Here is a 13,650-nt window from a genome sequence, read left to right as displayed (position 1 = left end):
GTCTGTATAGTTGTAGCGATCAAAGTATTCACCTATGATAGGCATAATTTCTTTGCCTAAATAAGAATCCATAGTCTCCATAGTTTCTCCTTTAATCTATTATCATAGTATGGCTTGTATTATTGGCTTAGCTTATAAGCAAAACGAAATTAATCTGCTTTGCAGAATCCCTTAAAATCGTCTTTGTTTTTCAAAACCAAAGTTTCATTTTGTAATTTACACAAAAAATCTAAAATCTCTTGATGGGTTAAGATTCCTATTTGTAGGCTTTGACTCTGTGCATCTGGGGATTCTTTGACTTTTAAGCCTAAAAACTCATTTTCTACAAACAACGGCATTCCGAGCATTTTTTCTTTTGCTTCTTTGGGTAAAGCCAAAAAATCTTTAAGCGCGATTCTGCTACGCAAAAACTCTGACCAATCTTGTTCACCAAAATATGAAAGATTCAAATCCTCACTCAAAGCATTCTGAAAGGGCGGATACAAAATATCAAAATAACTTTCTTTAAAGCTTAATTCGCGAAAATTTGGCGTAGGCAAGATATTGCAATAAATATCCGTAAATCGCTCCGCTTCCAAAATAGCCAAATCCAAATTATCATCTAACGCAAGAATCTTAGCGTGGCTTAAACACGCGATAGGCTGTCCTAAAACTTCTGTATGATAAAGCGTAATATCCTCTGCTTTATCTTTATTAAAGACGACTTTTGCGCTTGTAAGCACTAAATTATCATTCACAACCAAACCATAGCCTTCAATGAAATTAGGCACATGTTGGTTGGGATTTTCAAACTCTGCTACTACTTTAACGCTATACTTTAGCCATTCCGGATATTTCGCGTGTGCGCTAAATGCCAATAATATTATCAAGATGATTTTTGCCATTTTCACCCCTTTTGCAACTTTTAATGCTTAAAATACTACAATAAATTTTTAATTTTACTACTTAAGGATTCAAAATGGAGTTAAAAGAATTTAATCCCACACAAGAAGAGCTTGATTTAATGCAATATGCGACAATCTCTACAGAAAAAGGAGAAATGAAGCTCAAGCTTTTCCCAGAATCTGCTCCTAACACGGTGGCAAACTTCGCAAATCTCGCACAAAGCGGATTCTACAACAATCTTATTTTTCATCGCGTGATTGCGGGATTTGTCGCGCAAGGCGGTTGTCCAGAGGGAAGCGGACGCGGAGGACCGGGCTATCGCATTAAATGCGAATTAGGAAACAATCCACATAAACACTTTAAAGGCACAATCTCTATGGCACACGCCGGGCGCGATACAGGAGGAAGCCAATTTTTCATTTGCTTTGCTCCACAACCTCATCTTGATGGTGAGCATACAGCTTTTGGACAAATCGCACCCAATGACAAAAAAAGCCTTGCGGTGTTGGATTCTCTTAAACAAGGGGACAAAATCCTAAGTATTACAATCTCTAAAGAATAAGGATTGTTTCAGATTCTACAATGGAATCTTAAAATATGCTTTTAGGATTCCATTGCGCATTTTCGCTTAAATCCAATATTCTAAATGGCTTCACTGCGTTTGCAAGGACGAAAGACTGCCCAGCCGTCATTGTGAGAGTTTTACAAAAACTCGTGGCAATCCATAATACTACTCTATAATCTTCTATGAAATCTCTTTGGATTCTAAATTATTACATTCCACAATGGCGTAGAATCAACTCTAAATTATTCTTTAAGTTTGCGCCCATAAATCCACACTGCAAGGGCAATCAAGCCAACGCACAGAATCTCTAAAGTAAGAGATTGCAACTCTATCATACGCTCTCCAAAATATTTTTCAACAACGCTTCACTCTTGAGCCAATTTTCCCTTGCTGTTTCATCTAAGGATTCCAAATAACTCGCATCTAAAGTGTCTTTTAGTTTTTTGCTGTCCATCATTTGCACAGAATCTTCAGACTTTGCGCCAAGATTTAGCAAAGTATCATTTAGGGATTCTGCATTAAAATCTATTCTAAAGCTTTGAATCACCAAAACTTCCACACTGCTTACATTCGCACCTTGAGCTGTTTTAAGGAAAACCGCCTCATTTGCGCCATTAAGAATCTCATTGAGGCTTAATCCGCCATCGAAATTGCTATCTTGAGAAATAGAATAATTAATAAAATCTCCTAGATTATCAATGAATCCTACTTGTTCTAAAAATTGTTTTTGCATTTCTACATTGCCGCCAAACTGCTCTGACACAGAAGAATACTCGCCACTCATCAAACTTACAAGGGTTTTGAGATTAATTCCCTCATCAAGGCTAATCTTGCCATCCCCATCACTATCGCTACTTAAATAGCCCATTTTATAAGCCGCGTCATAATAGAAACCTTTGACATAATCACTTGCTGCGTCAAGGCTTCCAAAATGCTCGGTAAGTTTTTCTGCATTTTCTTGGCTTAAAGGCACATGCACTTTAGCCCCACTCACTTCATCGGTAAATTCTACCGCAAAAGCTTCTTGAGTATTTTCTGTTGCAGAATCCGCACTAACAGCCAAAGGATTATGCGCTTTTTTATCTGATTCGCTAACATTGCTTGGCGCACTTGAAGAAGTCGTGAAAACATGCTTATCAAAAAGCCCTCCACTCGCCCTATCCGCAATTCTATTAGTCAAGGAATCGTTTTCTATGTTTTGCCTAATGATTTCCTTTGCTTTCTTTGCCGCTTCTGCTTCTTTTGTGTCTTCTGCTGCCTCTTGCAAAGCATTTGGCATATTTTGCGCCTTATCTGTTAGATTCACTGCGGATTTAAGTGCTGCATTTTGCGCACTTGCATTGAGTTGGCTTTGTTTTCTCGCTTCGCTAGATTCCGAACCTTCGCTAATGCTAAGCGCATTGGATTCTCCATTTTCCGCGTCTTGCAGGCTTTTCTTTAGCGATTCTACATCTACCTCTTTGGCAATCTTCGCGCTAACACTTCCATTGCTTTGGAGTTGTGCGATTGCTTCTTTAATAAGTTGCTGCTTTTTGAAATAATCCTCCTGACTTGAAGTAATACTTAAACGCTCGTTTTCAGAAGATTTATTTTTTGGATTCAAAGCCTCTTGCATCCATTCAGAATAATTCACTCCCGCTACATAGGATTGCACACCAAATTGTTTTGAATAAGAATAAGACATTTTCGCTCCTTAAATCTAAATTCCCTTTTGTTTTCATTCATTCCTTTTGAGGTAAAATAAGCAAAAATCATTCCTAAACTAGACAATCAAAGAGAGTAAATCAAGGATTTTATTTTTTTAAACCCTAAGTAAAATCTTGATTTGTATTTTTAGATTCCATTGCAGAATCCCAAAATACAATCATAGTAAGGCTTTAAAACCAAGCACTTATTTAAAGCTTACCAACAGGTAAAACAACTCTTCCAAAATGCGCATTCAACACCGCTGCACCGCTTCCATAAAAGGAAAATATCGCGATACCAAGCTCCGAATAAGCCGCTAAATCGTGCGCAAAATCGTGCATAACACCAAAAGAACTCAAAACTAACCCGATAAACAAAAAATCTATCAAAACAAAAATAATCAACAAAACCTTATGGGTCTTCATCGCGCCAATCGTCATAAAAAGCGTGAAAATTAAATAAGCCAAAAACGCAAATCCTAATTGTTTAGAATCCGCACTTGCTGCGAGTTTTTCACCAAAAACTCCATTTTGGATTAACCACACAAAGCCTAAAGAATACCAAAAAAGCGCGTAAGCACCAAAGGCAGTCGCTCCAAAAGTATTATTATGCTTAAAATCATTCAAGCACGCAATGAGTTGCGCACTCGCTCCAAGAAATATCGCCCACGGAATCACCAAAGACACGCCAGAAGTAAGCCCTAGCTTTTGTGAGGAGGCAACCAAAGTAATCACCGCCAAGCCAAACAAACCTAACGCAGAGGGGTCTGCGACTAAAACCTTGACTTCTTTTATTTCTTGCATTTTTACTCCTTGTTTGCAATAATCTTGACTTAAGACTAACAGAATCCACAATCTCTTGTCAAGGAATACCCAAAGATTCCTAAAAATATTAAAGAAGAGTGTTACAATTATTCAAAAGATTCCATAATTTTTACTTATCAAAGTCCTAAAAATTATCATCATTTTATCTACTTTTAATGGGGGGGGGGGGCATAATAATATTCTTAATTTTTTACAAAAGGAATCGTATGCGAGGCAAAATTTTAGGCATAGGAATTATTAGCGGAGACGATGGCAATCGTTATAAGTTTGGAATAGAAGAGATTCAAAATCTAGAGGGCAGAAGTAGCGAAATGCTCGTTGGTTGTGAAGTGGATTTCAATATCGCAGAAGATAAGGCAAAAGAAATCTTCATCACCAAAGGTTCTTTAGGATTCAACAATCTCGCTTCCAACCTCACCTCTAATAGCATTAATGGCATCAAGCTTAAAGCTTATATTTCCATTGGTTGTATGTTTTTTGCATTTATCCCATTTATTGGTGTGATTTTGGCAATCACTTGTTGTGTGCTTGAGATTCTTATCGTGTTTGCGCTAAAGGCTGCATCACGGAGCAAAACTCTCCTTAAAAATATCATTTTAAGTTTTGCTATGGGGGTTATGGGAGGCATATCCTTTGCCATTTTTGGCGGCTTTAGTCTCCTGCTTTCTGCTATGACAAACCCTTCTAGTATGGCTTTTTCCACAGATGGTTTAGGGATTGGCATTGCGCTTTTCATACTCTTTGAAATCGTAGCTTTTTATTTTTGGATTTGCTACAAGCGCGAAGTGGCTTATATTACAAACCAAAAATTCTTTTTATGGGCAGCTTATTTGCGCGTTTTAGGATTCATTACAGCGATTATTTGGATTGGTTGGATTTTTATGATTATCGCACTTGTTATGGAGATTTTCGCGTGGATTAAGTTTCAAGAAATCAAAAAACGCAAGGAAGGCGACAATCTCCCTTGGTTTTAAGAACCTTAAACTTTTAGGGATTCCATTGTGGAATCTCACAAAAGCCTACGGGATTGTTTTGAATCTTTGCTTTACATTTCCAAACAATCCAAAAAACCTTGCAAATAACCTTTGGCTTACCATTTTAAGCTTTATCAAATTCTCATAATAATTTGATGGTTTTTTAATAGAAAGCATTATGTTATATTTGCTTTACAAAGGAGACTTATGCAAGGCAAAATTTCAAATGGCGTTATTTGCACTATTGATGGCAAATATTATGCGTTTAAAGCCGAAGACATTAAAAACTTGGGCAATGATAATATAGAGGATTTAGAGGGTTGTGGCGTTGATTTTGTGATTCAAGAAAATCAAGCAAAAGAAATTTTCATCATTAAAGATTCTTGCGATTCCACCCCATTAATGCCAGATTACAATGCCAAAACCATTAAAAACATCAAGCTCAAAGCCTATCTTGCTTTGGCTTGTCGGTTTTTGACAGCATTGCCTTTTATCGAAGAATCTTCTTTGCTGTATTGGATTGCAATGATTCCAGAATTATTCTTTATGTATCTTGTCCTTTCTTCTCTTAATGCAATCACACGAAGTGAAACACTCCCAAGAAACTTTATGATTAGCGTAGGTTTTGGTGTCATTGCCGCTATCTCCATAATGATGATTGCCGATTTCCAAAATGTCATACCTGAAGAAGTCAATGCAGCTATTGCAAGCTCCTTAAAGGTTACCGGAATGTTTTATCTCTACTATACATTTCTCTACATTCGCGAACTTGCCTATATTACGAAACAAAAATTGCTTTTATGGGCGTTTTACTTGTATATATTGTATTTTGTTATAGATTTTTTGGGCGTCTTCTCTGCTGTTTGGATTCTTGCGCTTCTTTTCTTTGCTTTTGAAATTCTTGGTTGGGTAAGATTCAAAGAGATTCAAAAACGCGGAGAAAACGATAAGATTCCTTGGTTTTAAGTTTTGATTGTGTATTGGCAGAATCCTCTCTTTATGCAAAAGGATAGATTCGCACTTATGGAAATAGAATGTCAAATTAAAGCACTTCAATTTGTGCTATTCTTCCAACTAAAGCCTCACAATAGCGCAAAGAGTTGCTAAAGATATGGATTATCTCTAGCATTTGCGCATTTTCACACCTTCACGCCAACAAGGCGTGGAATCCTATTCCCCTACCCCGTATAAATCTGTGCTTAGGTATCTCTCGCCTGTATCACAAAGAATCGTTACGATATTTTTGTTGGGATATTTTTTTGCAATTTCCCTAGCTGCCCACAAATTTGCTCCGCTTGAGATTCCAACCAAAACTCCCTCTTGCAAGGCTACTTTGCGAGATTCTTCAATCGCCCATTCCACATCTACTTTCAAAATCTCATCAATCAATTCTGTTTTAAGAGTTTTAGGGATAAACCCTGCTCCGATTCCTTGAATCTTGTGAGGTCCGGGCTTCTCTCCACTAATTACTGCGGAGTTGATTGGCTCTACTGCAATGATTTTCACATTAGGATTCTTTGATTTTAGCACTTCCCCTACTCCGCTTAGCGTTCCTCCTGTGCCAACAGCAGAAACCAACACATCTACTTTTCCGTCCAATGCTTCTAGAATCTCTAATGCGGTTGTTTCGCGATGACTTTTTGGATTTGCGGGATTTTCAAATTGTTGCAAAATAAAAGAATCTTTGATTTCTTGTTGCAATTCCAACGCACGATTGACTGCACCTTTCATTCCAAGTTCTGGTGGCGTTAGCTCCAACTTCGCTCCAAGTGCCGTCATTAATCTGCGTCTTTCTATACTCATAGAAGCAGGCATTGTGAGAATTAGTTTCAAGCCCTTTGCAGCACAAATTGAAGCAAGTCCAATACCCGTATTTCCACTTGTTGGCTCAATCAGTGTAGTGCCTTGATGAATTGTGCCATCTTTTAACGCCTCTTCAATCATGCCCAATGCGATTCTATCTTTCACCGAGCCACTCGGATTAAAAAATTCACATTTTGCATAGATGTTTGCCTGTGCCTCATTGGATAATGCACGCAATTTCAAAAGCGGTGTATTTCCAATCGCTTCTGTAATAGAATGAATAACTTTCATTAACTCTACCTTTAACAATAAATTAAAAAATAAAGATAATAATTCTGTATGCAATGTTTTATTTTAAAATTTGCTTATCATATCTTATTAAGTTTATTTTGTGCGCTTTTTATAATATTAAAAATAAAAATAAAATTAAAAATACATTTTTACACACACAACCATAAAAAGATTAAAAAAAATTTATCTAAATTTACACAAATTAAATATAAATTCTGTATTATTATATGGAAATATTATTATTCAAAGGGGATAAAATGAGTTTTTTTGAAGAATATGATAAATTAGTCGTTGAGCGCGCAAAACAAAATATTCCGCCGCTCCCTCTAAGCAAGGAACAAACTTCAGAAGTGATTGCATTGCTTCAAAAAGGTGAGCGCGCACAAGAGTTAATAGAGTTGCTTTCCAACCGCGTAAGTCCAGGTGTAGATGAAGCTGCAAAAGTCAAAGCAGAGTTTTTGGATTCCATTGTTGAAGGGAAAGTCAGCGTGAATGGAATCTCCAAAACACACGCGATTCAACTACTTGGCACAATGCTTGGAGGATACAATATCCAACCTCTCATCAAAGCATTGAAATCCACAGATACTGAAGTTGCCAAAGCAGCCGCAGAGGCACTTAAACATACTTTACTCGTCTATGATGCTTTTAATGAAATCGTAGAAATTTCTAAAACTAATTCTTTTGCTAAAGAAGTTTTGGAGTCTTGGGCAAATGCTGAATGGTTCTTAAGCAAACCTGCACTAGAAGAAAAAATCACTGCGACGGTTTTTAAGATTGATGGCGAAACAAATACAGACGACTTAAGCCCAGCAAGTGATGCTTTCACGCGCAGTGATATTCCACTCCACGCACAAGCAATGCTCAAAAGTCGCACACAAAATGCGTTTGATAGAATCGCAAAACTTAAAGAAAAAGGACACCCTCTAGTTTATGTGGGCGATGTTGTCGGCACAGGAAGTTCAAGAAAATCTGCTTGTAATTCACTTGTATGGCATATGGGGCGTGAGATTCCTTATATCCCCAACAAAAAAGCCGGTGGGCTAGTTATCGGTGGCGTTATCGCTCCTATTTTCTTCAACACTTGCGAAGATAGCGGCTGTTTGCCAATCATCGCACCAGTTACAGAATTAAACGAAGGAGATGTGATTGAAATCTATCCTTTCAAAGGCGAAATTTGCAAAAATGGTGCAGTTGTTTCTAAATTTGACTTTAAACCCACAACACTTGCAGATGAGATTCGCGCAGGTGGGAGAATCAATCTCATCATCGGACGCGGATTAACCGCAAAAGCAAGAGAAGCACTTGGTTTACCAAAAGAAGAAATTTTCGCCAAGCCACAAACTCCAAAATCTAGCGCAAAAGGCTTTACACTAGCGCAAAAAATGGTAGGACGCGCATGTGGTGTCGAGGGGGTCTTGCCCGGAACTTATTGTGAGCCACTCGTTACCACCGTGGGAAGTCAAGACACCACAGGAGCAATGACGCGTGATGAAGTTAAAGAACTCGCTTCATTGGGATTTAGCGCGGATTTTGTATTGCAAAGCTTCTGCCACACTGCCGCATATCCAAAACCTGCTGATGTGAAGCTTCACGCGAGTTTGCCACAATTTATGAGCAACCGCGGAGGCGTCGCATTGCGCCCGGGTGATGGCGTCATTCACTCTTGGCTCAATCGTATGGTTTTGCCTGATACCGTAGGCACAGGGGGAGATTCTCATACGAGATTCCCTATTGGCATTAGTTTCCCCGCAGGAAGCGGTTTGGTTGCCTTTGCGGCTGTTACAGGTTCTATGCCTTTAGATATGCCGGAATCCGTGCTTGTGCGCTTTAGTGGCAAATTACAACCGGGGATTACTTTGCGCGATTTAGTCAATGCGATTCCTTATTATGCCATCAAAAAAGGCTTACTCACCGTGGAGAAAAAAGGCAAAAAGAACATCTTTAGCGGTAAAATTCTAGAGATTGAAGGTTTGCCCGACTTAAAAGTAGAACAAGCGTTTGAACTAAGCGACGCAAGTGCGGAACGCAGTGCTGCAGCCTGCACCGTGGCTCTCAATAAAGAGCCAATTATTGAATATCTCAAATCTAACATTACTTTGATTAATGCAATGATTCAAGCGGGTTATCAAGACGCAAAAACTTTAGAGCGAAGAGCGAAAAGAATGCAAGATTGGATTGACAATCCCACACTACTTAAAGCGGATTCCAATGCAGAATATGCCGCAGTGATTGAAATCAATCTCAATGAAATCACCGAGCCTATCTTAGCTTGTCCAAACGATCCAGATGATGTTGCAACTCTAAGCGAGATTTTGGCAAACCCAAGCCGTCCTCATAAAATTGATGAAGTATTCGTGGGAAGTTGTATGACAAATATCGGACATTACCGCGCATTAGGAGAAGTTCTAAAAGATGAGGGTATGGTGCCTGCGACACTTTGGGTTGCACCTCCCACAAAAATGGACGCAAAACAACTCACAGATGAAGGGTATTACTCACTCTTTGGAGCGGCAGGAGCGAGAATTGAAATCCCGGGTTGTAGCTTATGCATGGGAAACCAAGCGCGTGTTAGAAACGATGCGGTCGTTTTCTCAACTTCTACTAGAAACTTTGACAATCGTATGGGGAAAGGCGCGCAAGTCTATCTTGGAAGCGCAGAATTGGCAGCAATTTGCGCATTGCTCGGCAAGATTCCAAGCAAACAAGAATATTTGGATTTAATCCCCAAAAAACTAGAGGGCAAAGAATCACAAATCTATCGTTATCTAAACTTCAATTTGATTGAAAGCTATACACTCAATTAAGCATTTTGGAATCTAAGGCTTCTCTTAGATTCCATACGACAACAATGCCAATTTTAAACTTAGCAGATTTAGAGCTTTATTTTTGGGATTCCTAATATTTATATTAAACATTTCAATAAAGGTTTTAGAGATTCTTCAAGGCTTTAAAATTGGTGAGATTCTATTGTGCAGTATATTTCCATAGAATCCTGCAACAACTCCTTTTTATAATATCCTTAAATTTATCATTTTTCCAAAGAATCTTTACATTTTAACAGAACATTACTATTCTAAGAGAATATTTTAAAAAAGAAAATTTTTATTTTTTAATTAATATTTTTATAATTTGATATAAGATAAAATTTTTTGATTGTCAAACAATCAATTCAAAAATCAAAAAGGAGTTTCAATGAAACGATTTGTTGTTTCACTCTCGTCCATTTTAGTTGCCTCTACGCTCACGCTTAATGCGGCAGACCTACTTAGCCAAGCAAAAGAGAGCGGATTAGTGCCATTGCCAAGCGATCAAGCGGGCGTAGAAGCTATGCTCAAAGAATTTGGCGTGAAATTTAGCGCATTTTCTCAAGAAAAAGCAGAATTGGGTAAAAAGCTTTACTTTGAACCTCGCCTCTCAAGAAGCGGTTTGATTTCCTGTAACACCTGTCATAACTTAGGTTTAGGAGGGACTGACGGAATCGCAGCGGCAGTTGGACATAAATGGGTTGCAAATCCACATCATCTTAATTCTCCCACCGTTTATAACTCCGTTCTTAACTCTGCTCAATTTTGGGACGGACGCGCGGGAGATTTAGCAGACCAAGCCAAAGGTCCCATTGAAGCAGAACCTGAAATGGCAACACCTGCGAAATTAGCAGTTGAAAAAATCTCTTCTTTGCCAGAATACCAAACAGAATTTAAAAAAATCTATGGCAGAAGCGGGGTAACCTTTGATAATATCGCTGATGCAATCGCTACTTTTGAACGCACACTCATCACACCTTCTCGCTATGACGCTTTCCTAAATGGCGACGATAAAGCACTAAGCAAAGCTGAAAAAGAAGGCTTACAAGTTTTCTTGGATAAAGGTTGTGCGGCTTGTCATTCCGGCGTAAATCTAGGAGGCAGTATGCAATCTTTTGAAGTTGCAGGAAAATACAAATTTGCTAATCTCGGAGATTTCAAAGGCGATGCAAATGGTTTGGTTAAAACACCAACACTAAGAAATATTGCCGAAACCGCTCCTTACTTCCACAATGGGGCAATTTGGAATTTAACTGATGCAATTAAAGAAATGGGAAGCACACAGCTTGGAATTAATATTACCAACAAAGAAGCAAACCAAATGGCAACTTTCCTTAAAGCATTAAGCGGAGAAAAACCACAAATCACTTATCCGCAACTTCCAATCGCAACAGAAAAAACACCAAAACCAGAATTGTAATGTGCAATTTCAACTTTTAAGTCTAAGCTTCAGGCTTAGGCTTAAAGTCGCAATGCAGAATCCTCTCATTCATTCCAACTTCAAATCTAATTTTAAAGCATTTCTTGATTCCAACCTTTAGGAGGGTTTTTAATGCTTGGATAGATTCTGTGATAGTATTCTATAAAAGTGTTTAGATTGTCTTCTAGTTCAAAATAATAATTGCCTAAGGGTGAGGGAGGAAAAGTAGAAGTTTTTGCATTGTTTATGATAAAGTTCATTGGGGGAAGAGAATTGATAACCTAAAGATTTTGGAAACTCCTGTTTCTCAAATATATCTTTAAAGTGATGTCCATAGTATTGATGAAATAATTGATAGTCTTCTATATATCCAATGCTATATTGTGTGGGTGGAATATTCCCATAAAAAACTTTGCATTATTTTGAAATCTTTCTACTTTTTCTTGTTGGTAAGCTCCAAGATTAAAAAGAAAATGATGCGCGTCTTGAATCTTTGCTGTTTCATTATACCCTATTAATATTCTTTTAAACTCCATACTAAATAAGCATAGAATAATGGATTAAAAAGAGGAATCTTAAAATTAGATTGATGGGTTTGCTTGAGATAATCAAGAATGAGAAGTTTGGCTTTAGCATAAGGAGATTTTTTTGATTATAAAACCTTTTAAACATTTCTTTTTACAAGATTCCTTGTTTTAATAAATCATCAAAGATTTCATCTTTAAGATGATAGGATTCTATCCCATTGTTAGTATGGATACTTTCAATATAATCTTGAATAAAAGCTGTATTTAAAGTATGTAATTTTGTAAAATAAGAAAAAATTTGTTCTTGGGTTAAAACAATATTTTCTTTGGTTTTATAATAATGGATTCTTTGGTGTGTATAAGCTTCTTTGTTGATTTTACAAAAAGTTACTCTATTGTCTATTTTGCATTCTATCATTGATGATAAAGGTTGTTTGGGATTAGGATTAATATTTGATTAACCAAAAGAGATTTAAATCTTTAAGGCTAGATTCTGTGATTTTAGAGGGAATATAAAGAGGAAGTAGATTGCCATGTCTGTCTTTATTAAAAGTAATTTTACCTAGATAAAGCGTAGCAGTAAATGTTTAGATTAGTCGTTAAATATTGAGGTTCTAATCTATATGCAACACAAAGAATGTTGGTGGGGATTGAAAGATAAAAACTTTTTGTCTTCTCTTATATTAAAATCGTAGTTTTCTCGTGTGGGTTTAAATTTCTTCATATCTCATTCCTTTTAAGACAATATTTCAGCAATCTTACCTGCAAGTTGCGGATAGATTCTAAAGTAACTAAACTGAACTTCTTTAGGATTCTGATATTTTGCAAGGTTAGTTTGGTGAAAACGCTTCAAATTTATAGCATTAGCAACTAAAAAGCCGACTGCTTCTTTGATATTGCAAATACGCTCTATTGGATTATAACTCTTCATATCTTCATAGATGATTTGGGAATAGAGTATTTGCTGGATTAGCTGCTGTTCTTCTTTTTGGCTTCTTGAATACTCCCCCGCTCTTTCTTGCCAACTCTAAAGCTTGTTTTTATTAAAATAAAAGTGTCTTTTGCAGTATTAAGTGGAGCTAAAGAAGCAAATACAAGAATACAAACATTTTCTTCTAAGGGCAAATAAAAGCCTATTCCATTCTTCATTTCTGCGGAAATAATTACTTCTGTCTTCAAGGGAAATGATGGGGTAATGTTTTAAATGCAATTCCTTTTTATCTTTATCTTCTTGTGTGAGGGTGATATATCCCCATTGCATTTTATCTACAGATACATCATTGCTTAGTTTCGCTTCTAATTCTATATAAGTTCCCGGGGCAAAAGAATAAGGATAAGGGAGATTGAAATTTTGTAAATCTTGATTGAGATATTCTATTTTTGTTTGCTGGTCTTTGGGAATTGTTCTTGGGGAATGATTAGAATCTAATTCCCATTCTATATTTTCTATAAATTGGATAAATTCTACTCTAGGTTGTTGGCATTCTACTTCAAAGACTAATGATTCTTCTTTGGTATGCTTTTGTGTTCATTTTGATAGGATTCATCATGGCAATGATAATAAGTTTGTGTTCTTTGAAGAGTGGGGAGATAGATGTTTTCTTCATCAAAGCTTAGAGAGAAGAATTGATAGTCTCTTTCTTTTTGAAATTTCTCTTTTTCTTATTGGTTTAAAGCTTTTCCACTTCTTGCTTCATAAGCTCCTAAGACTTTTTTGCACTTTAGCACAAAGAGCGTATTGCCATCAAAATAAAAAGAGAGTTTTGGTCTAAAGAATAATCTTGCAGGATAGTTTGGATAACTATTAGGAGTGAGAATCTTTTGAGTGGTTTGTTTAATTGTTTTTTGTCCTTGTGTATTGGTGATTG

At 37.0% G+C, this 13,650-nt stretch carries 14 protein-coding genes; 6 read left to right on the top strand and 8 right to left on the bottom strand.

Going from position 1 to position 13,650, the window contains the following annotated elements:
* Window positions 1-149: 149 nt before the first annotated feature.
* Entirely contained in the window at window positions 150-884 is a 735-nt protein-coding gene (locus tag LS69_RS09260) for a hypothetical protein (protein ID WP_138124353.1), read from the bottom strand.
* Between the two features lie 74 nt (window positions 885-958).
* Between LS69_RS09260 and LS69_RS09255 the strand changes: the two genes are divergently transcribed.
* Together LS69_RS09255 and LS69_RS10560 are read left to right on the top strand one after the other, a co-directional pair.
* A complete protein-coding gene (locus LS69_RS09255) occupies window positions 959-1,447 on the top strand; it encodes a peptidylprolyl isomerase (RefSeq protein WP_138124350.1) in 489 nt (162 codons plus the stop codon).
* Between the two features lie 35 nt (window positions 1,448-1,482).
* Complete coding sequence (locus LS69_RS10560) at window positions 1,483-1,626, top strand: hypothetical protein (protein WP_194145479.1); 144 nt, start codon at window positions 1,483-1,485, stop codon at window positions 1,624-1,626.
* A 155-nt stretch (window positions 1,627-1,781) separates the two neighbouring features.
* Here the strand turns inward: LS69_RS10560 and LS69_RS09250 are convergent, their stop codons facing one another.
* Together LS69_RS09250 and LS69_RS09245 are read right to left on the bottom strand one after the other, a co-directional pair.
* Entirely contained in the window at window positions 1,782-3,134 is a 1,353-nt protein-coding gene (locus tag LS69_RS09250) for a hypothetical protein (protein WP_138124347.1), read from the bottom strand.
* Window positions 3,135-3,345: 211 nt separating this feature from the next.
* Window positions 3,346-3,939, bottom strand: coding sequence for a GPR1/FUN34/YaaH family transporter (locus LS69_RS09245; protein ID WP_138124345.1), 594 nt, complete (start codon window positions 3,937-3,939; stop codon window positions 3,346-3,348).
* Between the two features lie 227 nt (window positions 3,940-4,166).
* Here LS69_RS09245 and LS69_RS09240 point away from each other — a divergent pair, with 227 nt between their 5' ends.
* On the top strand, window positions 4,167-4,934 hold the full coding sequence (locus LS69_RS09240; protein ID WP_138124342.1) for a 2-amino-4-hydroxy-6-hydroxymethyldihydropteridine pyrophosphokinase: 768 nt from the start codon (window positions 4,167-4,169) through the stop codon (window positions 4,932-4,934).
* Window positions 4,935-5,141: 207 nt separating this feature from the next.
* The gene (locus LS69_RS09235) at window positions 5,142-5,900 is read left to right on the top strand and encodes a hypothetical protein (RefSeq protein ID WP_138124339.1); all 759 of its coding nucleotides are present in this window, start codon (window positions 5,142-5,144) and stop codon (window positions 5,898-5,900) included.
* A 204-nt stretch (window positions 5,901-6,104) separates the two neighbouring features.
* Here the strand turns inward: LS69_RS09235 and cysK are convergent, their stop codons facing one another.
* The gene (cysK, locus tag LS69_RS09230) at window positions 6,105-7,028 is read right to left on the bottom strand and encodes a cysteine synthase A (RefSeq protein ID WP_138124336.1); all 924 of its coding nucleotides are present in this window, start codon (window positions 7,026-7,028) and stop codon (window positions 6,105-6,107) included.
* 257 nt (window positions 7,029-7,285) lie between these two features.
* Here cysK and acnB point away from each other — a divergent pair, with 257 nt between their 5' ends.
* Both acnB and LS69_RS09220 read left to right on the top strand, forming a co-directional pair.
* On the top strand, window positions 7,286-9,835 hold the full coding sequence (acnB, locus tag LS69_RS09225) for a bifunctional aconitate hydratase 2/2-methylisocitrate dehydratase (RefSeq protein WP_138124333.1): 2,550 nt from the start codon (window positions 7,286-7,288) through the stop codon (window positions 9,833-9,835).
* Between the two features lie 388 nt (window positions 9,836-10,223).
* Window positions 10,224-11,255, top strand: coding sequence for a cytochrome-c peroxidase (locus tag LS69_RS09220; protein ID WP_138124330.1), 1,032 nt, complete (start codon window positions 10,224-10,226; stop codon window positions 11,253-11,255).
* Between the two features lie 678 nt (window positions 11,256-11,933).
* Here the strand turns inward: LS69_RS09220 and LS69_RS09215 are convergent.
* From LS69_RS09215 to LS69_RS10555, 4 genes are all read right to left on the bottom strand, one after another.
* A complete protein-coding gene (locus LS69_RS09215) occupies window positions 11,934-12,200 on the bottom strand; it encodes a hypothetical protein (protein ID WP_138124327.1) in 267 nt (88 codons plus the stop codon).
* A 318-nt stretch (window positions 12,201-12,518) separates the two neighbouring features.
* Window positions 12,519-12,713 carry a hypothetical protein gene (locus tag LS69_RS09210; protein ID WP_138124324.1) on the bottom strand — a complete coding sequence of 65 codons (195 nt, stop codon included), beginning with the start codon at window positions 12,711-12,713 and terminating at the stop codon, window positions 12,519-12,521.
* A 38-nt stretch (window positions 12,714-12,751) separates the two neighbouring features.
* Entirely contained in the window at window positions 12,752-12,931 is a 180-nt protein-coding gene (locus tag LS69_RS09205) for a hypothetical protein (RefSeq protein WP_138124321.1), read from the bottom strand.
* A gap of 513 nt (window positions 12,932-13,444) precedes the next feature.
* On the bottom strand, window positions 13,445-13,650 hold a 206-nt coding region (locus LS69_RS10555), incomplete at its 5' end, for a hypothetical protein (protein ID WP_194145478.1).

Origin of the sequence: Helicobacter sp. MIT 05-5294 (genome assembly GCF_000765675.1) — a bacterium.
In the GTDB taxonomy this organism is placed as follows: domain Bacteria; phylum Campylobacterota; class Campylobacteria; order Campylobacterales; family Helicobacteraceae; genus Helicobacter_D.
This window is presented reverse-complemented; position numbering and strand designations above follow the sequence as displayed.

What these genes read in the sequence shown, in the direction of transcription:
- LS69_RS09235 (WP_138124339.1), top strand. Translation starts at nt 5,142, where the DNA reads ATGCAAGGCAAAATTTCAAATGGCGTTATTTGCACTATTGATGGCAAA.
- acnB (WP_138124333.1), top strand. Translation starts at nt 7,286, where the DNA reads ATGAGTTTTTTTGAAGAATATGATAAATTAGTCGTTGAGCGCGCAAAA.
- LS69_RS09245 (WP_138124345.1), bottom strand. Translation starts at nt 3,939, where the DNA reads ATGCAAGAAATAAAAGAAGTCAAGGTTTTAGTCGCAGACCCCTCTGCG.
- LS69_RS09250 (WP_138124347.1), bottom strand. Translation starts at nt 3,134, where the DNA reads ATGTCTTATTCTTATTCAAAACAATTTGGTGTGCAATCCTATGTAGCG.
- LS69_RS09220 (WP_138124330.1), top strand. Translation starts at nt 10,224, where the DNA reads ATGAAACGATTTGTTGTTTCACTCTCGTCCATTTTAGTTGCCTCTACG.
- LS69_RS09210 (WP_138124324.1), bottom strand. Translation starts at nt 12,713, where the DNA reads ATGAAGAGTTATAATCCAATAGAGCGTATTTGCAATATCAAAGAAGCA.
- LS69_RS09215 (WP_138124327.1), bottom strand. Translation starts at nt 12,200, where the DNA reads ATGATAGAATGCAAAATAGACAATAGAGTAACTTTTTGTAAAATCAAC.
- LS69_RS09240 (WP_138124342.1), top strand. Translation starts at nt 4,167, where the DNA reads ATGCGAGGCAAAATTTTAGGCATAGGAATTATTAGCGGAGACGATGGC.
- LS69_RS09205 (WP_138124321.1), bottom strand. Translation starts at nt 12,931, where the DNA reads ATGAAGAATGGAATAGGCTTTTATTTGCCCTTAGAAGAAAATGTTTGT.
- LS69_RS10560 (WP_194145479.1), top strand. Translation starts at nt 1,483, where the DNA reads ATGCTTTTAGGATTCCATTGCGCATTTTCGCTTAAATCCAATATTCTA.
- LS69_RS09260 (WP_138124353.1), bottom strand. Translation starts at nt 884, where the DNA reads ATGGCAAAAATCATCTTGATAATATTATTGGCATTTAGCGCACACGCG.
- cysK (WP_138124336.1), bottom strand. Translation starts at nt 7,028, where the DNA reads ATGAAAGTTATTCATTCTATTACAGAAGCGATTGGAAATACACCGCTT.
- LS69_RS09255 (WP_138124350.1), top strand. Translation starts at nt 959, where the DNA reads ATGGAGTTAAAAGAATTTAATCCCACACAAGAAGAGCTTGATTTAATG.